The following is a 23,689-nucleotide window of genomic DNA, read 5'->3' on the forward strand; positions in this document are numbered from 1 at the left end:
GAAAGTAGCCCTTGTATAGGTAAAAGATGAAGCAAATTACAGAAATAGTTACGTTTCTCTGGAGTGAATATTCCGAAAAAACATTGTGTATGGCGAAATTCATTTTATAACCTTCGCCATATTAACATGTAACTTATTAAATTACAAAGAAAAAATTAAAAATTATTATTTTTTTGTTATTTTAATTTATTTAAAAACGTAAAAGTATTCCAGAGGTTATCATTGAGATGCTAGGGTACTTAGACCAATATTCGAACTTCGTAATAACGTTGTTACTTTTTTACTAATATTTTAAATACTAATTTTAGTATAACTAATTAATTAATTTAAAATTCAAATAATTATCTACGTATCTTTTTTTTTATCATTTTATATTAAATACAATGATATTTATTGTCACATAATAATGCAAATTTCCAGTAAACTAATAGAAAAAATCCTATAAAAACATAATTTACTATCTTTTATATAAACATTGCAGGTGTAAATGCAATAAAAATTCATTATTAATACATATATTCAATCTGAAAATATCTGTTTACATATTAAAATGTCTTTGTAGTGGTCCTTCATGCCAAGAATCGTTTCCGTACTCCAACTACCGTTAGTCTAGTATCTTACCAAGTTTCTTATTTTGTTAAGGTATCCTAATATTGTTACTTTTGTGAATTGAAATGTTTTAATATCATAATTTATAGGGGATGTTGAGAAAATAAATAATTTGTAAAAATAATATAATATTTGTAACTTTATGTCTTATAATATGAAATATCTTTGTTGTGATTATTTTAAATATTTGAATAATACATCAGATTCATTTTATCTAGGGAGGTTTTAAAATTGGGGAGAAGAGTTGTTAAAAGAGTTTTTGCATTATTATCAGTACTAGCATTATTCTTTAATGTGTTTCTACCGAAGGCAAATGCGGAGGTTATGACGCATGAAAAGTATTCAATGAACTGGAGTTATAGCAACAGTTTAGGAAAGAATATCCGAACTGAAATTATCAAAAATTCAAGCGGTCAAATTGCTTATTGTTTAACTCTAGGTTTAAAATCACCAAATGGTGAAGATCTTCCTGAAATGGGGAAAACAGATAATGTAGTATATAGGGTTCTATTAAATGGTTTCCCACAAAAAAGTATAGAACAACTGGGAGTAGCTAATAAGAATGAAGCACATTATGCAACTCAGCTTGCGGTTTGGAATGCATTAGGTCAACTTGATGTAAATGAATTAAAGCATGAAAATAAAAATGTTGAAAAAGCGGCTAAGACAATTATTAATGCTGCAAATACAAGTGAAGATACTCAAGATATTTTTATGAATGTGATTCCTGCTGAAAAGCAAAAGGCAGAATTAAAGGGTGAGTTTTTTGAAACAAACCTATACACAGTACAAACAAATGCTAAGAGTGGTTCTTATAAAGTAGTAGCGAAAAATGCACCTAATGGAGTTAAAATTGTTAGTGAAAATGGAGAAGTGAAAGATCAGCTTTTACTTGGGGAAAAATTCCGTATCCAAATTCCTAAAGATACAAAAACAGGTGAATTTAATCTAAGTGTTGCTGCAAATTTAACTAAAGTTCAAGCAATTACTTATCGCGGTACTGATACTGTTCAGAATGCTACAGTGCTACTAGAAAGAAATGAGGAAAAGCTTAGTAGTGACCTTGCAGTAAATTGGGAAGCTTCTGGTTCTTTAAAAATTAAAAAGGTTGGGGAAGATGGAGAAATATTAGCTGGTGCAGTATTTGAAGTCTTTAATGCAAATAATGAATCAGTTGGAAAAATCACGACGGGTGCTGATGGTACTGCAGAATTAAATAACCTACCAATTGGTACCTACACAGTAAAAGAAATTAAAGCACCAACAGGTTATGTTTCAGGTGATAAACCACAAACTATTGAAGTTAAGACAGGGGAAATAGGAGCTGTTCAAGTAGTAAACAACAAAGTAAAAGGTAACATCGAAATAAAAAAACTTAGTGATTCAGGTAAGATGTTACCTAATGTTGCATTCACGGTCTTTACTGAAGATGGAAAAGAAGTGAAAAAAGTAGTAACAAAAGAAAATGGAATTGCAAATGTTGATGGTCTTACGTATGGTAAATATTATTTCTTAGAGACAAAAACACCTAATGGATATATTGGAAATAAAACAAAGTATCCTTTTGAAATTAAAGAGCACAATAAAACACTTACTTTTACAGTGGAAAATACAGAAGTGAAAGGTAGTGTGAAATTACTAAAAGTAGATAATGAAGATATCAGTAAAAAATTAGAAGGTGCAGTATTCGAGCTAAAAGATGCAAGCGGGAAAGTAATTGGGGAATATAAGACAGATAAAAATGGTGAAGTTAACGTCAAAGATTTAGCGTATGGTAAATATTCATTTGTAGAAAAGGCTTCTCCAAATGGTTACGTTCTTATTACAGAACCAATTGTGTTCGAAATAAAGGAACACGGAAAAATTATTGAGCTATTAGCAGTTAATCATCTTATCAAAGGTGATCTGGAAATTACAAAAGTTGATGTAGCTGATGGAAACAATAAGCTTCCGAATGCAGAGTTTACTATTTATAATGAAGCAGGAAAAGAAGTAGTTAAAGGGAAAACAGACGATAAAGGTATCGCGAAGTTTGAAAAGTTACCATTTGGAAAATACACATATAAAGAAACTGTTGCACCAAAAGGTTATGTATTGAATGAAGAAATATTCTCTTTTGAGATCAAAGAGAATGGTCAAATCATTAAACATATTGTCAAAGATGAAAAGATTCCATCAGTAAAAACAACAGCTACTGATAAAACCGATGGTACAAAAGAAATGCACACTTCTAAGTCTGTAACAATCCAAGATAAAGTGGAATACAAAGACCTACAAGTAGGTAAAGAGTACACTTTAAAAGGTAAATTAATGGATAAAGAGACTAATAAACTATTAGTTGTAAATGGTAAAGAAGTAACTGCTGAAACTAAGTTTACACCAAAAGAAGCAAATGGTTCTATTACACTAGATTTCACTTTTGATGCAACTGGTTTAGAAGAAAAAGAAATAGTAGTATTCGAAGAGTTACTGAAAGACGGAAAAGTTGTTACTACACATGCTGATATCAATGATAAAGGTCAAACAGTTAAGTTCGTTAAGCCATCAGTAAAAACAACTGCTACAAACAAAGCTGATGGTGGAAAAGAGATTCATTCAAAGGATTCTATCACTATTCAAGATAAAGTAGAGTATACTAACTTAGTTGTAGGTAAAGAGTACACTGTAAAAGGTAAATTAATGAACAAAGCTATTAACAAACCATTATTAATTGATGGTAAAGAAATAACAGCAGAGACTAAGTTCATTGCAAAAGAAAAGAATGGTTTTGTAACATTAGACTTTACTTTCGTTGGTGCTGAACAGCAAGGAAGAGAAGTAGTTGTGTTTGAAGACTTATTGCATGAAGGTCAAGTAATTGCAACTCACGCTGATATTAACGATGTAGGTCAAACAGTTCGATTTGTAGAGCCTTCCATTAAAACAACAGCTACAAACAAAGCTGATGGTTCTAAAGAGTTAGATGCTTCTAAATCTGTAACAATCCAAGATAAAGTGGAATACAAAGACTTAATCGTGGGTAAAGAGTACGTTGTAAAAGGTAAACTAATGGATAAAGCAACAAACAAACCATTATTAGTTGATGGTAAAGAAGTAACAGCAGAATCTAAGTTTACTGCAAAAGAAAAAAATGGTTCTATCACAATCGATTTCACATTTAATGCATCTGCATTACAAGGTAAAGAAGTGGTAGTGTTTGAAGAATTGTATCAAGATAATGTCTTGGTTGCTATTCACGTTGACATCGAAGATAAGGGTCAAACGGTGAAATTTAAAGAAGTAAAACCGGAACAACCAAAACCAGAACAGCCGAATCCAGATAAAAATACTTCAACATCAGAGCAACCTAAAGAGCAAGTAAAAGAGCAACCACAACCTAAGAAAGAAATTCAATCTAAAATTGGATGGTTACCGCAAACAGGCGCTGACCTTACAAGTTGGATCTCTATGGCTGCAGGTGCATTATTGTTAATTGTTGGTGGAGTGATTTTCCTAAAACGTAAAAATGCATAAAAATTAAAAAATAAGCACATCTGTTTTTACAGGATGTGCTTATTTTTATGATTTAAATGTATTTTAACTTTATTATAAAAGAGCCCAAATCTGGTTTTATCCCCATTAAGTAGACAGTGTAAAAAAGGCCACATTCTTAATGTGAAATGTTACAATATAGATTAATTGGAGACAGGGAGTTAGATTTACAAACAGACCTTGTAATTAGGAAACATAAATAACAAGAAAGGCTTCCGTGTATGGAAGCCTTTCTATAGTTTTTAATAAATATGTATTAAAATTTATTTAGCTCAATGCTTTTGTGATATGATCTAGTAATTTAGTCAATAATAATTTGCTATCGATTTTTTCACCCTCATATTTACCCATTGCAACACAATCTGCCTCTGTTGCAATCGTTATTATCTTAGCATTTCTAATTAGATTATAAAAAATATCATAGCTTTCAGGTTGAATTGACTTCAAGGTATGAAAATAGTCTAAATCTATATCAAGAATATAATCTTTTGTGAATTGATGATCCATCACAAAATCTGGCATCATTTTATTAATTGTATCTAGTTTATCCTCTAAATATATTGATTCAATCGCTTGATCGTAGTGTGGTTTAATACAATCATTATTATGAGGAGCTGGATGATTTTCTGTTTCCCCGACCCAACATTTAGCACCAATAATGTACATTCCATCCTCAGGAATAGGGTAACCCTCTTCAGCCTCGACTTCAAATTCTATCCCTTTGATATGAGCTAACATAGCTTCATAAGATTGTATTGATTCGACTCTCTTTTGATCTTTAAAAGTGCTTGGGATATCATTGGATTCTTGATAATTTATTATAAAGGCGTTTTTTATAATATTTGATTTTATTGCTGTATCTATATGTTCGTCAAATCTTAAGTTATTTATTGCAGATTTAACCGTATGCATGTCATTATAATCAATATGCTGCACTTGTATTTCTCTACATTCTTCTCTTTTGCGATCATTCTCATCATTTTCCCCTTTATATTGCCAATAACAATATTTAAGGAATGCATTAAGGCGATCTGTGTGATGGTCAAGAGTTACTAATATAGGTGCTTCGTGAGATTCTTTTCGATAAATAGCCCATGGTTCAAGTGCATGATGATGATCATCGACGATATAAATATCTTTATTGTTAATAGTTTCATGTTTAAACATATAGATACCTCCATTACTTCATTCTATTTTTCTTTTATAGCTGAACAAACCCAAACAGTGATTAATTTCCACTGTATAATCTCACTAGATTGTAACATAGGAATCATATTAGATTGTATTAATTAATGCTAAGATTATTATATTAAATAATGCAGAAGTGGAGTGTAAACACAATAGATGATATGATATAAGTAATCTAATACTAAAAAATCATATTGCAAAAGGACACACCTACGCATACATATGCCATAGGTGTGTCCTTTTTTATTTGTTTTGAGATTTCAAGGCTCAAAAGGGGGATATATATTGTGTACCACTAGTATAGTATCTACTAATGTTTCTTTTGAAAAATTGAAAAGTCAGGAAGAGAATGAAAAAAACATAGTGTCAATATGTCCGAATTGTAAGAAACGCTCATTTAGAGCACTTTATAATGATTATCCAAAATGGATACAGTTTTGCCTATGTTGTAATAATCGAGAAGTAAATACAATAGAGAGCCCATTTGTTTATTAGATACAGCTATTTACGTATTTTGATTAGGAGGAAGAAATTTCGATATGAAAATATGGATTAAGGCTATTTGTATAACATCATTCGTATTTCAAATGGCAGCATGTAGCAATTCGACGCAAACAAAAAATGATTCAAGACCTGCCCAAGCAGTACAAAACGGGATACAACAGCACGTGGAAGGGAAAGGTATTGTTGATATTTCAGAAGCTTATAAGGGGAAAATAAAAGGCTTAGAGACTGTTAAAGGGAAGGTATTACATATAAAGGACGGAGATACGATAGACGTGAACGTAAAGGGGCAGAAACAGACGGTAAGGTTACTGTTATTGGATACCCCTGAGTCTGTATCTCAAAAAATCCCACCACAAAAGATGGGAAAAGAAGCCTCTTCCTTTTTAAAGAAACAGCTAGAAGGGAAAAGTGTAACTTTGGTTTATGATCGGGGACAAAAAGAAGACAAATACGGTAGGAAATTGGCTTACGTATTTTGTAACGGAATACATATTAATGAATTAATGGTCAAGTCTGGTTATGGGATAATAGCCTATATTTCTAGACCTAATACTACATTTCTACCTGAAATGCTAGAAGCAGAAAAAGAAGCAAGAGAATTAAAGGCTGGTGTGTGGAGCATTAAAGGATTTGTAGATGAAAAGAATCGGCATTATAACCGTAATGATGCAGCTTAATATCAATACTTATTCTAAAAGGAGGTTTCATGAATGAATGGGAACCAGAGAAACATGCTCTTATCTTTTTTTATTTCTACTTTCTTTATTTTTTTGAGTCTATTTCCATTTAGCGGTAATGAATATGTATATGTTATATCAAAAATTGGAGCTGCAGCTGGTGCAATAAATATTGTCATGATGAGTGTGTTCTTATATTTTCAAAACAAAAAAATGAAACATCTCTTAAATTAATACGGCAAAAGCGCTTGTTTTCCTTACTCGTATACATAAGAAAAGGGTAAGGAAAACCGAAAGGGGAATGTTTTAGATGAGTCAAATGCCAGGGTTCTTGAAGTTTGTTTTAGCAAAGGAAAGACGATATGTATATTTGGCTGTAGCAGAAAAGAAAAACAAACGAGTGAAAACACATATTGTATATAGATTCGGTCCACTAGAAAAAGCATTAGAAACCATGTATGGAATGCGTGACGATTTTGAGAATTGCTTTCCACCAGAGTTGAAAGATAAGGGGTATGACTGGGAAGATCTAAATGATTGGATACTATCCATTGAAACCGGTTATTCCAAATACGGAAATAAGTTAGTGACATTCTAAATAGATAATTGAGATAATATCACATCCTTATTATAAAACCTTCAATGCAACTAAACTCGTGTGAGGACAACATAAAATGGAATGGATTCGTAAGTACCACATTGCATTTGCTTGGACGATAGCTACTAGTGCAATGTTAATTAGTTTGTTTTTTAGTGAATGGATGAAGCTGCCGCCATGTGATTTGTGCTGGTACCAAAGAATGGCCATGTATCCATTAGTATTAATATTGGGGATAGGAATGTATAGAAGAGATCCGCATGTCAGCACGTATGCATTTCCATTTGCGTGTATGGGTTTAATGTTATCTGTATATCAAATTACAATTCAAGCGTTTCCTATTAGTGAGATGAAGACTTGTTCAGTAGGAGTTTCTTGTACAGAGGATTACTTGAATTTATTCGGTTTCATCTCAATACCTATGCTATCTTTTATTGGATTTTTAGCCATCATAATACTTCTATATATTGAATCTGATAGAGAGACAAAAGAACAAACAATATAGTGGTTATGAATGTAATCAAGTAAACACAACATACTTAAAATAGATAATTAAAATAAAACGAAATTATAAAAGGAGATATTTAAATGAAAACTATTCAAGCAAGTAATGAAATGTACAAAATCCCAGAGGCGAATGTAGAATTATTAAAGATTATGGCCCATCCAGTTAGGTTACAAATTGTGAAGGAGCTAGAACACCGTAAAATTTGTAATGTAACACAATTAACAGAGTTATTAGATGTCCCTCAATCTTTATCTAAAATGCGCGGGAAAATCTTGCGTTCTGAAAGAAGAGGATTAGAGATGTACTATCATGTTGCAAATTCTAAAGCATGTCAGATTGTTAGTGTGCTAGGTTTATAGAATAAGAGAATAAACAGATAATAGTTAGCTCATCCACTGGATTAAAAGCGTGAAAAAACTAGGAATTCATAATATCCGTAATGAAACACAATTAATAAAATTACTATATGTTACACATTATAAAAACCGAATTATTGAATTAATGAAAATATCGTGGATGTCCATCAAATCGTTGGCTTGATTTCCATTAAAGATTGTTATTTTAAATAAAGTTTAGAGTTTTACAAGATTTTATTGTTATATTTTTTTAAAATTAAACAAGCATAAACCTGTTCTAAATTTAGAACAGGTTTATGCTTGTTTGCGCATTAGAAATTAAATAACACTTCTTTTTAAAAATTAAAATATAAATTTAATTAGTTTTTTACTTTTTAAGATCATTAAATTTATTGAAATAGGGAAATTTTTAGAAAAATAACTTAAACGGTAAATTAATTAAAAGCATGAAACTTATAAGGCTATAGTGGTAGTACTCATTTATAAAAAATTATTGCTCTAACTATTTCGTGGAAGTAATATTTCCATGTTTTATGAGATTTAATTACTGAATTTTTCCTGTTATTCATAAATGTCCCTCCATTAAAATAATTTAAAAATCATATTTTTCTGCTGAAATTTGCATTTCTTTTTTATCTCTCCAGGATATATAAATAATGCATGTAATCAATAATAAAATAGGTAGTGTAATTGAAGTGCCTATAAAAGGATATGCGATCATACATAAGAAGCAAGAGATAGCTGCTGAGATTTTCCCTAGTTTTGATGAAATTAATTTGATACCAGAAGCAGTTCCTATAACATAAGTTGCAATTGCTAATGAATTAGGAATGAACACCAATTTTTCTAAACTTATATTGAAAAAATAACTAAAAGCTAACCCTGCAATCGCAATCCCTCCAACAAGTATTACAGCGCGTTTTGGAGTTGAGCGTTCTTCATCATAGTTATCTAACCATTGTGGAGCAGTTTTGTTATGAGCTAAAGAATACCCTAAGCGGCTTATACTCGCTATAAAAGCGTTAATGGTGCCTAGACAGATAGTAAAGGCTAAAATTCCTATGATCCATGCCCCATTAGTACCCATTACCTTTTTTATAACTGCAGCTAAAGATGCATTATTGATAGATTGAGCAGCCTCACTTGTTCCGAGAATATAAGACTGAGTACCAATTACTGATAAAGCAATCCCAATGTAAATAATTCCAGTTATAATAATAGCTCCCCATGTTGACATTAATATATTTCTTTTTTGAGGGCTTTTAAACTCCGGAGCAAGACTAGATATTGCTTCCCAGCCAAAAAATGACCAAAATATTAACATCATAGATTTACCAATAGGAACAATGCTTTCTTTACTTAAAGACCAGGTTAACGACTCAAGCTTAATATAAGGAATGGAAAGTATGATTGTAATTACTAATATAAAAAATGTGAGACTTGCAATTATCAGTTGAAGTTTACTACTAGTATGTAATCCGAAATAATTCCCTAAAATAGCGATAATTAATAATAACAGCGCGATTAAATAGGAGGAAAAATAGGGTAAATTAAAGGCGTAAGATATATAAACTCCACCAGTTAATGAAACTATAATCTGCCCAAAACTTCCGGCAACAAAGAAAAACCAACCAGAAATTACACCGACGTATCGACCGAAAGCGTTTGTGGCAAAGGTTGAAATCCCTCCAGCACTTGGGTATTGAATGGATAAAAAGGCGAAAGTACAAGCAAGGGGGATACTCAGTATCACCATAATAATCCAAGGTATAATCGCATTCGGTCCTGCTATTCCTCCCGTAATACCAGGTAATATTAATATGCCAGATCCTAGCACAGCTCCGACATACAATGAAATGCCTTTTGAAGTTGATATTGTTTGATTTCCTCCATTTTTCATATTACTCCCTCCTCTTTGTTACATTATAGTATGTGTTTGTTAAAAAATCTATTCATTATTGAAAGTATATAAGTTATATTGTATTATTTTAGTAGGCGAAACGTAAAAAATAATTACTTTAGTTTATTTTCAGAAAAGACAGATTAATGTTTTTCAACTTTTAATTACCAAAAACACACAGTCGTAAAGAAGGTTATTCAGTTTAAAATGGTACAATATGTAATGTGAATATGGAAAAAGGACTTCATTTTTATATGAAATCCTTTTAGAATTGAAATATTTAGTTTGTTGTTTCATCGGGGAGCAATAATCTATCTTGAATTGGGGAGGATAAAACAACTGAAGTATTTAGTTGAGCGAAAGGTATTAGACGATCAATTAATTCTCTGACACGTTTCATATTAGGGACAATAGCTTTCATGATATAACTACTTTGACCTGTTATTCTATGACACTCAACAATGTCGTACTCATCTTGTATCAATTCTTCAAATTTATGGCATTCTACTTTAACATTATTTACTTCAATCATCACGATAATTTCTTTACCTATTGCTTCCGGTGATATTTTTGTAGTAAAACCCTGAATTACATTGTTTTCTTGTAATTTTTTGATTCTTTCATTTATTGCTGGTCTACTTAAATTTAATTCTTTAGAAAGCTGTAGTACGGTCATACGACCATCAATTTGTAAAAATTCAATTATTTTTCTGTCTATTTTATCCAATTTGAACCAACCCCTCACTAAAATATGCTGAGTAATAATTTAAAAACCAATTTCGTTCAATTATCATAACACATAAAAAAAAATATCCAAATCTATTAATAATAATTTAATTTTATAACTGGAAAGGATTTTAAAAATGAACCTATTAATAATCAGTAAAAATAATGAGAATTTCAAAAGTGCACACAAATTACTTAATGTTCATGAAAATGAGATTTTATATGGAAGAGAAGCAAGAGATGCTGAATTATATTGTGGGAGAAAATTTTTAGATGGTGTAATCTTTGATCTACCTTATCCTACAAATGAGGAAATGGATTTTTGTGTAAAGTATAAAAGTAAAACACCTAAGACTAAAATAATGATTTTGGTGCTAGAAATATCACAAAATATGAAAGCTTCTCTTATAAAATCTGGCTGTGATGTTTTCGTGGTAGACCCTCCATCAGTATATATAGAAAAATTATCGACTTTTAGCGAATTAATAGGAACCTCTAAAGAAATGAAACATGAAAAAATTATTATTGATAATGGAATTATTTTTGATGTGAAAGGGTGGAAAATTATGAAAAATGGAAAGTCGATTTCTCTTCCAGAAAAAGAATATAGATTATTTTCTCTATTTGCAGAGAACAAAGAAAGGATTTTTACAACTGAAGAGTTATTAAATAATGTTTGGGATGAAAGAACAGAAAAAGAACGGGTTAGACAGTATATAAGTAAAATCAGAAAAAAAATTGGGGATGATGGAAAAAATCCTAAGTTATTAATACATGAAAATGGTGCTGGATATTATTTGAAAACTAATAAAATTTAATGAGGTTAATTTTTTTAAAAGAAGAGCTTCTACTAAAAATACACGCACAATACACGATGATTACATAGTTTTTATAGTTTTGCAGTGATAAATTAAAAATGAAAGATATGTTAATAAATAGAATATAAGTAAAAAGGAGGTAATTGTTATGCATGTAAAAACATTAGATAGAGAAAATCTAAAGTTTGAGTACGATCTTTATGCACAAAGAAATTTTCCATGGAAAGATGTTGTAGATCCACCTTTTGGCGGAGCATGGTGTGTATTGCAACCAGGACAAACTTCAGCCCCACATAATCATGACGAAAAAGAAGTTTTTATTATTGTAAAAGGAAAAGGGTTAGCGCGAGGAGATGAAAAAACTAGAGAAGTAATTACGGGAGATGTTATATATTTCACTCCATTTACAGAACACTGTATTACAAATATTGGTGAAGAACCGTTAGAGTTTGTCAGTCTTTGGTGGGATGGGCAACCGGAAAATAATGAAAATGAAATGGAATATCAAATTTGAATAATGAGGAGAGAAGTAAATGGATAAAAAAAAATATTTAGTAACAGCAGCCCCTCCAACTTCAAATGGTAACTTGCATATTGGCCATTTAGCTGGTCCATTTTTAGGGGCAGATGTTTTCTCAAGAATTCAACGCATGTTAGAAAATGATGTTCTTTATATATCCTACGGTGATGATTATCAAGATTATGTTGAAAGAAAGGCTTTAGAAACTAATAAAACACCAGAAGATATTTCTACATTTTATACGAACGAGATGAAAGAAACGCTTAGGATAGCTCATATGTTACCAGATCATTTTCCAGGATCAAAAGATATCCCAATGCATCCTCAAGTAATGCAGGAAATCTTTTTAGATTTATATAAAAATAATCAAATTGAATTTATGAATGTCACTACTTTTTATTGTGAAAAGTGCGAAAAATTCGAATACGAGGCTTATGCAAGAGGAAATTGTCATTATTGTGGTAGTCCTTCGGACGCAAACTATTGCGAAAGTTGCGGACAACCTCAAGAGGCAGGTATGTTATTGGATGCGAAATGTCACACTTGTAAAAATGAATTGAACTTATACATAGAAGATAGAGCATATTTTCCTCTATCACAACATAAAGAGGCCTTAGAAAAATATTATGAACACAAAAATTGGCGCCCTGACGCAAAAGAACTTTGCGAAAAGATTTTAGATAAAAAAATTGATGCACCTGTTACTCGAAAATCAAAATGGGGCATAAAAGTACCTTTAGAAAATAGAGAAAATCATATATTAGACACTTGGTATGGCGGTCCTGCTGGATACATTAGTGCCACGATGGACTGGTCTTCATTGCAACCCTATAAAGATAAATGGAAGGAATATTGGCAATCTGAAGATACAAAATGGATTGCTTTTGTAGGGTATGATTGTACTTTTTCACATGGAGTTTTTTATCCAGCTATGCTAAAAGCACATGGGAAATATAATGCTCCTGATACAGTTGTGACAAATAAATTTTATGGTTTAGATGGTGAAAAAATTTCAACTAGTCGCAATCATGCTATTTGGGGTAATGATATTTTTAATTTAGTAAACTCTGATGCGGTACGATTATATCTTGCTTCAACTGCACCAGAAAGCACAGAGATGAATTTTAATTTGGATGATTTCAAACAATTCGTAAATAAGGATTTAGCTGATGCGTGGAATAATTGGTTACAAAGTTTATTTAATGAGGCGGCAAGTTTAGGAATTACATCAATAGATTCAATCTTCGATAATCCTGCTACTAATTTAGAAAAAAAGGCAATCAATTGCCTTGAGCAAATATCAGTTTATTATGACGCAGAAAATTTCTCGTTACAAAAAATTACTAGCTTAATTTTAGAACTAGCTAGAGAAGCTATGGATAGCTACTGGCGCTTTGATAGAACTGTTCATGAATCTAATTTAGCAATGATTAAAGAAAATTTGAAGGTAGTTAGATTGTTGGCTGTTATTGCATCGCCTATAATGACAGAGTTTTCAGTTAAAATAATGGATATTCTTGGAGAGAAAAATATTGAGGAAAGAAAAATCTACCTTTGGACAGATTTAAAGAATAAAACTCAGATATTACCGAAAAAACCCTTAGAACCATTCTTTGCAAAAGTACCACAAGGTGTGTTTGAGAAATTATCAGCATACAAAAAGGGAGTTGTTAAATAGTGGTAGTAGATGCAATTAAATTTGGTGCAGCGGGTGCATTAAGTGGCATAAGAACTGCGCAAACTCCACAATTCTACAACGGTGTAAAAATCGCGGTGGACCACTGGAATTTAAACAATTCAGTCAAAGCAGAAGTGGTTTGGGGTGATGATCAAGCAAAAGCAGAAATCGCTCCTGAAGTAGCACGTGATTTCCTATCTCAAAAAGTAGAAGGCGTAGTGGGTCATTTTAGTAGTATTTGCGCATTAAAGGCATCGACAATTTATATGGAAAAAAATGTTCCATTAATTCTTCCAGCTGCTACAAATTCGATGCTTACAAAGCAAAAAAATGTTTTTAGAATGTGCGCAACTGATGACGAATCTAGTAAATTAATTGCAAACGTATCTATAAACATTATAAAAGCTAATCGAATAGCTTTTATAAGTGATAGCAGCTTTTATGGTATGAACCACATTGAATCAATATATAAAGAAACGATAAAAATTAAAAAAATTGATGCCATGGTTATGCACTGGAAAGAACATAATGACGTGATAACTTTAGTTGAACAAATATTGGGATTTAATCCTAATTTAATAATATTTTCAGGAAGATGCCACGATGCAGTGCATTTTATGAATTCGTTTAGAAAAAATATGAGAGAAATGTCATTTGTTTTTGGAGATGATGTCATAGTAAAAGAATTTACTGATAATGTGAATAGTACAGAAGGGAATATTTGGGCTGTTGGGCCATCACCAATTCCTTTAAACGATACATCTATCCAATTTATAGATGAATATGAATCTATTGTAGGATCGAAGCCTGGATTCTATGCAGCGTCTACTTATGCATCTGTTCAATTACTTTTACAATCTATTATGAAAAATAGATTGGAGAACGTAGACTTACTGGATGTAATAGCTGAAAACGAGTTTGAAACCATAATTGGGAATGTAAAATTCGATTCAAACCATGAACTAAAAAATCAACCGATATCATTATGGAATTTAAAAAATGAAATTTTTGTACCAATTAAATAAAAAATTATGTTGGAGGTAAGAAAAATGATAAATTATTCAGAAGAAATTTACGATCTAATTGGAATTGGGTTTGGACCAGCAGGAATTGCACTTGGAGTGGCAATTGATGATCACAATGAAGGCTTAAATGAAGAAAAATCAATAAAAGCATTATTTTTAGAAAAAGCAAATGATTCAACATGGCAGGGAAATATGCTTTTACCTAGAGCTCATATACAGCATCATTTCTTTCGCGATCTTGTAACTCCATATAATCCTAGAAGTAAATATACTTTTGCCAATTATTTGAAAGAGAAAGGACGTTTATTTCAATTTGGTTTACTAGGTTTAACACCTGGACGCATTGAATGGAATGATTATATTTCTTGGGTTGCACAACAATTAAATCAATACGTTATATATCAACAAAACGTAATTGAAATCAACCCTATAAAAGATGCTGAAGGAAATATTGATTTGGTGGAAGTAATTACAAAAGATGTTGTTTCTAACGAGGTTAAAAAGTTTAAGGCTAAAAACATCACAGTAAATACAGGTAGAACTCCATATATTCCAGAACAATACAAACCATTTATGGGGGAAAAAGTATTCCACCCACACTTTTTCAAAAAGAAAATTGAAAACTTTAAAGCAGAAGACAAACCAAATTTTGCAGTTATTGGTTCAGGCCAAAATGCTATTGAAGTTATTTTAAGTATCTCAAATAAATTCCCGGAAGCGGATGTATATTCTATTAATAGAAATTTAGGTTTTAAGACATATGATTTAGGGCAATTCAGTAATGAAGTCTATCATCCAGAATTTGTAGATTATTTTTATGGTCTTACAAAAGAAGAACGCCAAAAATTATTTGATGAACAAATGAAAGCAACTAATTATTCAGCTGTAGGTCCTCATGTAAGTACAGATTTATATTGGAAAGTGTATGAGCAAAGTATCGAAGGTATTAACAAAATACATGTGATGAGATGCCAAGAAATTCTCGATGTAAAAGATGTAGAGAATGGTTACGAATTACATTTAAAGGATAACTATACAAAAGAAGAGTTGTCTATCAATGTCGATGGTATTGTCGTTTGCACAGGGTTTACAGAAGAAAAAATTCCTAGACCACTAGATAGCATTTTAAATTACCTTGAATTACATAAGGATGGAGATATTGATATTTCAAGGGATTATGAAATTGCCACAACAAATCAGTTTAACGTTGGGGTATATGCAAATGGAATCACAGAACGTACTCACGGTATTAGTGATGCTACATCATTTAGCATGATGGCATTAAAAGCAAAACATATTTTTGATCATGTGCAAGAATCTAAAAAAGCTAATCAAGAATTATTACATGTATAAGTTACTCATACAATTTGAGGTGAACAGATGGAAATTAATACAGAAATAGTGATAATTGGTGGGGGAATAATTGGAGCTAGTATAGCTCACTACCTTACTGTATCCGGTCAAAAAGATGTCGTTTTGTGTGAACAAGATCGACCACCAGGCATTGGGGCAACTAAAATGTCTGGTGGACTAATTAGGATGAGCCATACACACAGTATTCAAGCAAAACTGGCATGGGAAAGTTATGAAACTTTTTCAAATTGGGAAGAGACTATAGGCGGAAGCTGTGGTTTTAATAAAACAGGTTTTGCTTTATTGGTTGGGGAAGAACGAAAAAATAACTTAGTGGAAAATACAAATGAATTAAACAAAATAGGTATACCAATAAATTTAATAAAGCCGCAAGAACTTCAAAAAATGCAGCCCAATGTATCCATGGAAGGGGTTTCCATAGTAGCACATGAACCCCTTAGTGGATATGGTAATCCAAATTTAGCGACTTTAGGATTTATTAATAAAGCAAAAAATAATGGGTTAAAAGTAATGGAAGGTACTAAAGTAACAGGTTTTAAAATGAAAAACTCCAAAATATGTGGTGTCACGACTAATATTGGGAATATAAATGCAGAGAAAGTTATTATTTGCAGTGGTGCTTGGACATCAAGATTTTTAGATTTAATCAATGTACCCTCTCCTATAGAATGGAAAAATATAGGCATAAATTTTTTTAGGTGTGAAAATAATTTATCCACCACTTCTTTAATGACCTATATTGATGATGTTTATGGTTGTTATTTCCGACCACTTAACTCAAAAGAAATCTTGGTAGGTGTTTCATCGAATAATGGAAAGCAAATGTATAGTGCTGAGAAAAATATGTTGGATATAGATGATGTTCAATTAGCCTATGAGACAATTAATAAACGTATATTTAACAATGAATTTAAGCCTTTAGGCGGTAGGTATGGATTTGATGCATATACGCCTGATAAACATCCTGTTATTGGAGATATCCAGGGAATAGACGGTATTTATATTGCTACTGGATTTAGCGGAGGGGGATTTAAAATCGCTCCTGCTATTGGGAAATCGGTAGCAAAAGAAATATTGGAAGGAACCGAGGATGCTTGTCTAAGCAAGCTTAGATTACATCGATTTGAAGAAGATAATCTCATCGTTCCACAAAAAACATACACATATATGTAAAGTAAGGAGAGGATCTTATGGAAAAAAATATTAATATCGAAGTTTTTCAAGCCACACTTAATGATTTAGAAACAGTAACAGATCTTTTTGATAAATATAGAGTTTTTTATAAGCAACTTTCGAACGTAGAACAGAGTCGTGATTTTTTAAAAGAGCGATTTGAAAAAGAAGATTCCGTTATTTTTGTAGCTATATTTAAAGACGAAAATGGTAAATATACGGGTGCTGGATTTGTACAGTTATACCCTTCATTTTCTTCTGTATCGATGCAAAGGCTGTGGATCTTAAATGATTTATACGTGGATTCAAAATATAGAAAAAATGGTGTTGCCAAAGCTCTAATGGAGAAGGCTAAAAATTATTCTGTAAAAACAAAGGCAAAAGAATTAGTTTTACAGACAGCTGTAAATAACTATCCGGCACAGTCACTGTATGAATCTATAGGATATAAGAAAACCGAAGATGTTTATGAGTATACGTTTTCACTAAAACAAGAATATTCGCAGAACAAATAATTTCTGGAATGCAGAAAATGATCAAATTTAGTGAGAAATATAAAAAAAGATGCGTTAAGTTTTCTGAAGTTTGGGAACATGATGGCTGGTATTTTAAGGTGTATACAATTGCTCTTGATGATTCTAAAATCTCTCCTTCTTTAGTTAATATAGCTAAGCAAGAGACTATAAAAAAAATTGATGGAGTCACTTTAGAAAATACGGTTTATAAAATCGGTATTATCATTGTACATGAAGCGCGTGAAGCAGAATTTTTATTAATAAACTGGTGGTTTAACGAAAATATGTTGAGTTCTCATATATATTCTTGCCCTAAAGATAATTATGGCTTATTAGAGTATTTATCTCCAAAAGGTGGCGGAATGTGTGTGTGGGAATTACAAGTATTATGGTTTGAAAAGAATGCATGGATTAATCATGTTTTATTAGAAGGAAGTGTAGCAAACTTCCATGCATACTTAAACTGTCGTTTTAATGGATGGATCTAAAATGTACCAATATATTTGAAAGGGTGTTAATCATGGAAGGTGTAAAAAATATATCCATAAAAACTTTTGACGAGTTAGAATCTCAAGTCAGAAGTTATAGTAGGAACTTTCCTACAGTTTTCAAAAGTTCCAAAGGATATAAACTAAGAGATATAGAAGATCGGGAGTATATTGACTTTTTCTCAGGTGCTGGAACGCTAAATTACGGTCATAATAACCCTCGTATGAAAAATGCTATTATTGATTATTTAAATAGTGATGGTATAGTACATAGCCTTGACATGGGAACAATGGCAAGAGGGCTATTTTTAGAGAAATTTAATGATATAATTCTCAGCCCAAGAAATTATGAATACAAGATTATGTTCCCTGGACCAACTGGAACGAACTCAGTAGAAAGCGCATTGAAGATTGCACGTAAAGTTACTGGGAGAACCAATGTTATTAGTTTTAGTAATGCTTTTCATGGAATGACACTTGGCTCGCTTTCCCTTACAGGTAATGCATCAAAACGTAAAGGTGCAGGGGTTCCTTTAAATAATGTTACTATAATGCCTTATGATCAGTATATTCAAGGGCAAGAATCCATCCGTTATTTAGAAAAATTTCTTGAAGATACCGGAAGTGGAGTGGATTTACCTGCTGCAATTATTTTGGAAACCGTGCAAGGAGAAGGCGGACTGAACGTGGCGAGTTTTTCTTGGCTAAAAGAAATTGAGCGTCTTTGTAAAGAATACGGAATTCTTTTAATAGTAGATGATATCCAGGCGGGGTGTGGAAGAACAGGTACATTTTTTAGTTTTGAACCAGCTGAAATAAGCCCAGATGTCATTTGCTTATCTAAGTCTATAGGTGGCTTTGGGCTACCAATGGCTTTAACATTAATTAAGCCAGAACATGATAGATGGAGCCCAGGCGAACATAATGGAACTTTTAGAGGAAACAACCTTGCCTTTGTTGCTGCAATGGAAGGGTTAGAATACTGGAAAGATCAAAAATTCGCACTAGAACTAAGAGATAAAGCTGATTACATTGAAAAACATTTATCTCGTATAATTTCAGAATATCCTGAAATTAATGGTGTGTTAAAGGGAAGAGGCTTAATGCAAGGAATAGCTTGCTTAACTCCTAATTTAGCAAAAGAAATATCAAAAAAGGCGTTTGAAAAAGGTTTAATAATTGAGACATCTGGACCAAGTGATGAAGTTATAAAATTATTACCGCCTTTAATTATTGATATTGAAGGCATTACAGAAGGTATTTCAATTTTAGAGTCTAGTATAAAAGAATGTATTTTAAATTTAGAATTTTAAAATGATATAAACTTTACAAATAAAATCCTTTTCTTATTTAGTAAAGGATTTTATTTGTAAAGATAATAAACCATGTATGAGTAATGACGAAAAAATTACTTAAATAATAGGGGTGTTAATGATGAAAGAGTATATTTTATTATTAGGAGCAGACCAATTTTTAAGAGAACGTTCACTAGCTGGGGCTAAGTCTATAAGTCATTTACCCGTTTGGACAGCTGATTCAAATGCTAAGACTAAATATAATAGATATTTTGATAATTGTATTGAAGCAGATCCGCAAGATTCTATGAAATTGTTAAAGGTTATAAATGAATATAAAGAAAAAGGCTGGACACCTAGAGTAATTGTTCCTTTGAATGATTGGACTTTGAAGGCAGCTAACGAAGTGAATCAGCAATTGGGTTTAAGACATTTAAATTCAAATACAGTAAATTTAGCAAGGAATAAATTCGCGATGAAAAAGTCGTTTTTCGAGCATAGCGTAAATACCGCTCCTTTCCACTTAATTCAAGATGAAAGTGAGTTGCAATTGGCTGTAAATGATTTAGGACTTCCTGTTGTCATTAAACCTTATGATTTTGGAGGAAGTGCAGGGGTGTATTTAGCGCGTACTGAGAATGAAGCAATTCAGGCATTTAAAGAATCACAAAAAGTTTTAGAGGAATATGGTGAAATATTTGGGGTAGAAGGAGATAAATATTTAGTTGAAAAATATATAGATAGTAGAGATGAAGTTTCTGTAGAGGTAGTTTGTTTTGATAAACAGTACCAGGTATTAACTGTCACCGAAAAGTATTTATCACCAGAGCCTTGGTTCTCAGAAATGGCCCATTTGGTTCCTAGTCATAGAGTAAATGATGAGGAATTACGTGAGCTAGCATGTGAAGCTTGTAGGGCTTTAGATATTGAATTTGGATTAGCCCATGTAGAAATTAAAATAAAGGATAATGAATTTTGGGTAATTGAAGCTGCTGCAAGACCAGGGGGCGATGGGATTATGGATCAAATTGAAAGAGCATACGGAATTAATCCATACAGTCTACATGTTAGTTGCTATTTAAACGAAAATCCATTTATGCATATTGAAAAATTGGAGCCAACTCAAAGTGCAGCTATAGCATTCTTAAAGGCACCATCAGGTATTATTAAAGAAATTAAAAATACTGATAATTTACCTGAAGAAGTACATTCATTGGAAATACAAGCCCATGTTGGAAAAGTATCAGCTGACCCTATCTTCTGTCTTTCAAGAGAAGGAACCGTGGAGTATACATGGCAAAATTTATTCGAAACAAAAACTGATAAACCATTAGAGATGACAAAAGTATTATCTGAAGAAATTTTTGAAGTAGAGGAATGTTAGTATGTATTTATACGTTATATTATCAGGTTTATATAGATTCATATGCGGTGCTCTTTTATTAGCGATAAACTGGAAACTAGCGACTGATGGTAATGATAATTTCGCATCATTAGCAATGGCTACGATAGTTTCTTTTGTACCCGCAATATTTGTACCTATATTTGCAAAAAAAGCTTTAAATAAGTATGCTGGATCAAAAATAACAGGTGTAGGATTAATCGGAGTCGTTTTCTGTTGTTTATTATTGTCGAATTATTATCAAATTAATTCTAGTGTAGTTATGATAAATTTCGTTGCTTGGATTTTTTTCTTTCTACTAGAGTCAAGTTGGGAAATGTGGTTTGCTAATTTAGCAAAAAAATATAATGAATTACAAGTAACTAGGTTTAGTTCTATTTCTATGACAGTTAATCAGGTTGCGTTAATGATTGGACCAATTTGTGCTCCTTTTGTAATAAATAAACTAGGGTATAGTAATTTTTACGTTGTGGTTTCAGTAATATTTTTTGTTTTTGGTTTCATCGCATTTTTGCAAAAAGGAACCGTGGAAGAGATTGTAAAGTCTGATACTGTAAAATTAAAAACGTTTAACCCTTTACTTTTTTTATCTTTAGCATTAATTTGGCCAGTCTTGGGTGGAATAAATTTTATGCTTCCGGTTCAGGTTAGTATTCAAAATGGAAAAATGATGGATGTTGGAATTTTGGACGCTTTTATTAGTGTGGGAATGGTTTTAATAGGAATCTTTTTATCAACTATTAAAATAGCATCAGATATGTATAAAATTATACTGTCATGTATTAGTATAGTGATTGGTTTATTAATTTGGAATTTCATTAATTTAGGAATTATAGGTTTTGGCATTGCTTTAGCATTTTTAGGTTTTGGTTTTGGTGGATTAAGGATCATTACTAGAAGTGTTATGGCGAATAACTACACAAGTGCAGAGGTAGGGCAGATGGTTTCTAGAGCAAATGCTTGTGCTTTGCCTATTCTAGCGTGTGTATTGTTTATTTCAAGAATAAATATTTCTTATACATGGTTGAGCCCATTTATATTAGCTTTTTTAATGGCGGCATTTTTATTATTTGGAATAAAGTATGAACAAAATAAAAATGTTATAGCTTCAGAAAAGGAGAATGAAATTAACTGCTGATTATTCTAAAGGTAATTTCATTACTTATATGCAATTACAAAGGGAATAAGAATAAATAATTTAATTTTACTGATTGAATTTGTTTAATGTGAAAACTACTTAATGGATAATCTAAGTAGTTTTCATATTATGATTATTACATACTTCCAAAAGTGCTCTTAAAGGAAGGGGATATATGTTTAAAAAAATTAATGAAGACATTATGTGTGTGTTAAATTCTGATCCTGCAGTGAAAAATAAAATAGAAGTACTCCTTTGTTATTCAGGAGTACATGCAATTTGGCTATATCGGATTAGCCATTTTTTTTGGATGAAAAATTTTTTATTAACAGCTAGAATCATTTCACAGCTATCTAAATTCTTAACTGGTATAGAAATCCATCCAGGTGCTAAAATTGGAAGGAGATTGTTTATTGACCATGGAGTTGGTGTCGTTGTTGGGGAAACATGTGAAATTGGAAATGATGTGACATTATTTCAAGGCGTGACTCTAGGTGGTACAGGCAAAGAAAGTGGTAAAAGACATCCGAATATCGGAGACAATTGCATTATTTCTAGCGGGGCGAAAGTATTAGGTGCTATCAATATAGGTGAATATTCTAAAGTAGGGGCCGGTGCGGTCGTTTTGAAAGATGTTCCTAGCAATTCGACAGTTGTAGGAGTGCCAGGACAGATTGTTATTCATAATGGCAAAAGAACAAATAATTTACAACCTCAAAAATTGTTGGAAGAAATTTTAGATTCTAATAAATCTTTAAAGATGGAAATAGAAGATTTGAAAAAAGAAATACAAATTTTGAAAAGAGAAAAGACTGAAATATTAGTCACTTCAAATGAAAGTTGAGGAGATATAAAAATGTATAATAAAAGAATTATTAATTTGGAAATTCCTTCGTATAATGCTATAAATTTCTTAGAAATATACAGATTACCACAAGTTCATTTGAATCAGGCTCTTAATATAACTCAACATCTACAAAAATCATTAAGCCTGCAAACGCTTAATCTTGAGTTCGACCAATTAAAGGATTTAATTACTGAAATTCCGGGAGGAAATATTTTAAATACGATTAACCAAAGGGTAGAATATAATGAGATTAATACTACCTGTGCAATAAATAATATCGTGGATATCGTTAAAAGTAATTGTGAGATGTTTGAAGATGATTTTTTATTACAATCTAAGCTAGAAAGTGTAATTTCAAACGTATTTTTAAATCTTGCTAATCAAGAAAAAAATTCGTATGTTTTTTATCATGAAAAATTATCTTACAAAACTAGCTATAGCTATCATGTTATTTTTGTAATAGATAACATGGAATCCAGTTTAAATGTTTTTCCAATTTCATTTAATATTAATGTGGATTCCAGTTATGAAAATCTAAACAAAAACTCAATTAATGATCTTCAATCTTATAAAATTAGAATTAGTGGAATGAATTTTGCGATAAGTAAAAACAATGAATTAGCAAAAATAATGGAAAGAGTAACGGAAAGTACCTTATAGATCATAAAATATTTTTTATAATAACTGGTTCTTTTGGTTCGATAGGTCTATAGAGCACTAGATAAATAAACAAAAGTCCTTACATTAATTAACGTGAGGGCTTTTGTTTATTTATCAGCCACCAGTATGATCGTGAACATATTGTACAATTGTATC

At 31.5% G+C, this 23,689-nt stretch carries 22 protein-coding genes; 19 read left to right on the forward strand and 3 right to left on the reverse strand.

Features of this window, described 5'->3' with window-relative positions; all coding sequences use genetic code 11:
- The first annotated feature begins 840 nt into the window (after window positions 1-840).
- A complete protein-coding gene (locus tag MKO96_RS13705) occupies window positions 841-4,122 on the forward strand; it encodes a VaFE repeat-containing surface-anchored protein (RefSeq protein WP_240587745.1) in 3,282 nt (1,093 codons plus the stop codon).
- 285 nt (window positions 4,123-4,407) lie between these two features.
- Here the strand turns inward: MKO96_RS13705 and MKO96_RS13710 are convergent, their stop codons facing one another.
- Window positions 4,408-5,307 carry a peptide arginase family protein gene (locus MKO96_RS13710; protein ID WP_240587746.1) on the reverse strand — a complete coding sequence of 300 codons (900 nt, stop codon included), beginning with the start codon at window positions 5,305-5,307 and terminating at the stop codon, window positions 4,408-4,410.
- Between the two features lie 560 nt (window positions 5,308-5,867).
- Here MKO96_RS13710 and MKO96_RS13715 point away from each other — a divergent pair.
- The 5 genes from MKO96_RS13715 (at window position 5,868) to MKO96_RS13735 (ending at window position 7,977) form a co-directional block, all read left to right on the forward strand.
- Window positions 5,868-6,512 carry a thermonuclease family protein gene (locus MKO96_RS13715; protein ID WP_240587747.1) on the forward strand — a complete coding sequence of 215 codons (645 nt, stop codon included), beginning with the start codon at window positions 5,868-5,870 and terminating at the stop codon, window positions 6,510-6,512.
- A gap of 33 nt (window positions 6,513-6,545) precedes the next feature.
- On the forward strand, window positions 6,546-6,746 hold the full coding sequence (locus MKO96_RS13720) for a hypothetical protein (RefSeq protein ID WP_240587748.1): 201 nt from the start codon (window positions 6,546-6,548) through the stop codon (window positions 6,744-6,746).
- A 76-nt stretch (window positions 6,747-6,822) separates the two neighbouring features.
- Entirely contained in the window at window positions 6,823-7,110 is a 288-nt protein-coding gene (locus MKO96_RS13725; RefSeq protein ID WP_000081048.1) for a hypothetical protein, read from the forward strand.
- 76 nt (window positions 7,111-7,186) lie between these two features.
- Entirely contained in the window at window positions 7,187-7,615 is a 429-nt protein-coding gene (locus MKO96_RS13730; protein WP_240587749.1) for a disulfide oxidoreductase, read from the forward strand.
- A gap of 83 nt (window positions 7,616-7,698) precedes the next feature.
- On the forward strand, window positions 7,699-7,977 hold the full coding sequence (locus MKO96_RS13735) for a transcriptional regulator (protein WP_240587750.1): 279 nt from the start codon (window positions 7,699-7,701) through the stop codon (window positions 7,975-7,977).
- A 589-nt stretch (window positions 7,978-8,566) separates the two neighbouring features.
- Here MKO96_RS13735 and MKO96_RS13740 read toward each other — a convergent pair.
- Window positions 8,567-9,874 carry an APC family permease gene (locus MKO96_RS13740; protein ID WP_240587751.1) on the reverse strand — a complete coding sequence of 436 codons (1,308 nt, stop codon included), beginning with the start codon at window positions 9,872-9,874 and terminating at the stop codon, window positions 8,567-8,569.
- A gap of 280 nt (window positions 9,875-10,154) precedes the next feature.
- Complete coding sequence (locus MKO96_RS13745; RefSeq protein WP_098190300.1) at window positions 10,155-10,601, reverse strand: Lrp/AsnC family transcriptional regulator; 447 nt, start codon at window positions 10,599-10,601, stop codon at window positions 10,155-10,157.
- Between the two features lie 136 nt (window positions 10,602-10,737).
- Between MKO96_RS13745 and MKO96_RS13750 the strand changes: the two genes are divergently transcribed.
- From MKO96_RS13750 to MKO96_RS13810, 13 genes are all read left to right on the forward strand, one after another.
- On the forward strand, window positions 10,738-11,418 hold the full coding sequence (locus MKO96_RS13750; protein WP_240587752.1) for a winged helix-turn-helix domain-containing protein: 681 nt from the start codon (window positions 10,738-10,740) through the stop codon (window positions 11,416-11,418).
- A gap of 148 nt (window positions 11,419-11,566) precedes the next feature.
- A complete protein-coding gene (locus MKO96_RS13755; protein WP_240587753.1) occupies window positions 11,567-11,932 on the forward strand; it encodes a cupin domain-containing protein in 366 nt (121 codons plus the stop codon).
- A 19-nt stretch (window positions 11,933-11,951) separates the two neighbouring features.
- Window positions 11,952-13,616, forward strand: a complete 1,665-nt coding sequence (locus MKO96_RS13760; protein WP_240587754.1) for a methionine--tRNA ligase — start codon at window positions 11,952-11,954, stop codon at window positions 13,614-13,616.
- Window positions 13,616-14,641, forward strand: a complete 1,026-nt coding sequence (locus MKO96_RS13765; protein WP_240587755.1) for a branched-chain amino acid ABC transporter substrate-binding protein — start codon at window positions 13,616-13,618, stop codon at window positions 14,639-14,641. Before MKO96_RS13760 ends, MKO96_RS13765 begins: the two co-directional genes overlap by 1 nt.
- A 24-nt stretch (window positions 14,642-14,665) precedes the next feature.
- On the forward strand, window positions 14,666-15,994 hold the full coding sequence (locus MKO96_RS13770; protein ID WP_240587756.1) for a SidA/IucD/PvdA family monooxygenase: 1,329 nt from the start codon (window positions 14,666-14,668) through the stop codon (window positions 15,992-15,994).
- Between the two features lie 27 nt (window positions 15,995-16,021).
- The gene (locus MKO96_RS13775) at window positions 16,022-17,188 is read left to right on the forward strand and encodes an NAD(P)/FAD-dependent oxidoreductase (RefSeq protein WP_240587757.1); all 1,167 of its coding nucleotides are present in this window, start codon (window positions 16,022-16,024) and stop codon (window positions 17,186-17,188) included.
- A gap of 17 nt (window positions 17,189-17,205) precedes the next feature.
- The gene (locus MKO96_RS13780) at window positions 17,206-17,703 is read left to right on the forward strand and encodes a GNAT family N-acetyltransferase (protein ID WP_240587758.1); all 498 of its coding nucleotides are present in this window, start codon (window positions 17,206-17,208) and stop codon (window positions 17,701-17,703) included.
- 17 nt (window positions 17,704-17,720) lie between these two features.
- The gene (locus tag MKO96_RS13785; protein WP_240587759.1) at window positions 17,721-18,191 is read left to right on the forward strand and encodes a hypothetical protein; all 471 of its coding nucleotides are present in this window, start codon (window positions 17,721-17,723) and stop codon (window positions 18,189-18,191) included.
- A gap of 32 nt (window positions 18,192-18,223) precedes the next feature.
- The gene (ectB, locus tag MKO96_RS13790; protein ID WP_240587760.1) at window positions 18,224-19,504 is read left to right on the forward strand and encodes a diaminobutyrate--2-oxoglutarate transaminase; all 1,281 of its coding nucleotides are present in this window, start codon (window positions 18,224-18,226) and stop codon (window positions 19,502-19,504) included.
- Between the two features lie 121 nt (window positions 19,505-19,625).
- Complete coding sequence (locus MKO96_RS13795) at window positions 19,626-20,870, forward strand: ATP-grasp domain-containing protein (protein ID WP_240587761.1); 1,245 nt, start codon at window positions 19,626-19,628, stop codon at window positions 20,868-20,870.
- Between the two features lies 1 nt (window position 20,871).
- A complete protein-coding gene (locus MKO96_RS13800; protein ID WP_240587762.1) occupies window positions 20,872-22,026 on the forward strand; it encodes an MFS transporter in 1,155 nt (384 codons plus the stop codon).
- 175 nt (window positions 22,027-22,201) lie between these two features.
- The gene (cysE, locus tag MKO96_RS13805) at window positions 22,202-22,870 is read left to right on the forward strand and encodes a serine O-acetyltransferase (RefSeq protein ID WP_240587763.1); all 669 of its coding nucleotides are present in this window, start codon (window positions 22,202-22,204) and stop codon (window positions 22,868-22,870) included.
- Between the two features lie 12 nt (window positions 22,871-22,882).
- Window positions 22,883-23,533, forward strand: coding sequence for a hypothetical protein (locus tag MKO96_RS13810; protein WP_240587764.1), 651 nt, complete (start codon window positions 22,883-22,885; stop codon window positions 23,531-23,533).
- Window positions 23,534-23,689 lie beyond the last annotated feature (156 nt).

It is taken from the genome of Bacillus sp. ES1-5, assembly GCF_022487605.1.
Classification (GTDB): Bacteria; Bacillota; Bacilli; order Bacillales; family Bacillaceae_G; genus Bacillus_A; species Bacillus_A wiedmannii.

Excerpts from the sequence above, each read along its gene's own strand:
- MKO96_RS13800 (WP_240587762.1), top strand. The coding sequence starts at position 20,872 with ATGTATTTATACGTTATATTATCAGGTTTATATAGATTCATATGCGGT.
- MKO96_RS13755 (WP_240587753.1), top strand. The coding sequence starts at position 11,567 with ATGCATGTAAAAACATTAGATAGAGAAAATCTAAAGTTTGAGTACGAT.
- MKO96_RS13750 (WP_240587752.1), top strand. The coding sequence starts at position 10,738 with ATGAACCTATTAATAATCAGTAAAAATAATGAGAATTTCAAAAGTGCA.
- MKO96_RS13715 (WP_240587747.1), top strand. The coding sequence starts at position 5,868 with ATGAAAATATGGATTAAGGCTATTTGTATAACATCATTCGTATTTCAA.
- MKO96_RS13770 (WP_240587756.1), top strand. The coding sequence starts at position 14,666 with ATGATAAATTATTCAGAAGAAATTTACGATCTAATTGGAATTGGGTTT.
- MKO96_RS13730 (WP_240587749.1), top strand. The coding sequence starts at position 7,187 with ATGGAATGGATTCGTAAGTACCACATTGCATTTGCTTGGACGATAGCT.
- MKO96_RS13740 (WP_240587751.1), bottom strand. The coding sequence starts at position 9,874 with ATGAAAAATGGAGGAAATCAAACAATATCAACTTCAAAAGGCATTTCA.
- MKO96_RS13810 (WP_240587764.1), top strand. The coding sequence starts at position 22,883 with ATGTATAATAAAAGAATTATTAATTTGGAAATTCCTTCGTATAATGCT.
- cysE (WP_240587763.1), top strand. The coding sequence starts at position 22,202 with ATGTTTAAAAAAATTAATGAAGACATTATGTGTGTGTTAAATTCTGAT.
- MKO96_RS13720 (WP_240587748.1), top strand. The coding sequence starts at position 6,546 with ATGAATGGGAACCAGAGAAACATGCTCTTATCTTTTTTTATTTCTACT.
- MKO96_RS13760 (WP_240587754.1), top strand. The coding sequence starts at position 11,952 with ATGGATAAAAAAAAATATTTAGTAACAGCAGCCCCTCCAACTTCAAAT.
- MKO96_RS13785 (WP_240587759.1), top strand. The coding sequence starts at position 17,721 with ATGATCAAATTTAGTGAGAAATATAAAAAAAGATGCGTTAAGTTTTCT.
- MKO96_RS13710 (WP_240587746.1), bottom strand. The coding sequence starts at position 5,307 with ATGTTTAAACATGAAACTATTAACAATAAAGATATTTATATCGTCGAT.
- MKO96_RS13775 (WP_240587757.1), top strand. The coding sequence starts at position 16,022 with ATGGAAATTAATACAGAAATAGTGATAATTGGTGGGGGAATAATTGGA.
- MKO96_RS13735 (WP_240587750.1), top strand. The coding sequence starts at position 7,699 with ATGAAAACTATTCAAGCAAGTAATGAAATGTACAAAATCCCAGAGGCG.
- MKO96_RS13795 (WP_240587761.1), top strand. The coding sequence starts at position 19,626 with ATGAAAGAGTATATTTTATTATTAGGAGCAGACCAATTTTTAAGAGAA.
- MKO96_RS13725 (WP_000081048.1), top strand. The coding sequence starts at position 6,823 with ATGAGTCAAATGCCAGGGTTCTTGAAGTTTGTTTTAGCAAAGGAAAGA.
- ectB (WP_240587760.1), top strand. The coding sequence starts at position 18,224 with ATGGAAGGTGTAAAAAATATATCCATAAAAACTTTTGACGAGTTAGAA.
- MKO96_RS13780 (WP_240587758.1), top strand. The coding sequence starts at position 17,206 with ATGGAAAAAAATATTAATATCGAAGTTTTTCAAGCCACACTTAATGAT.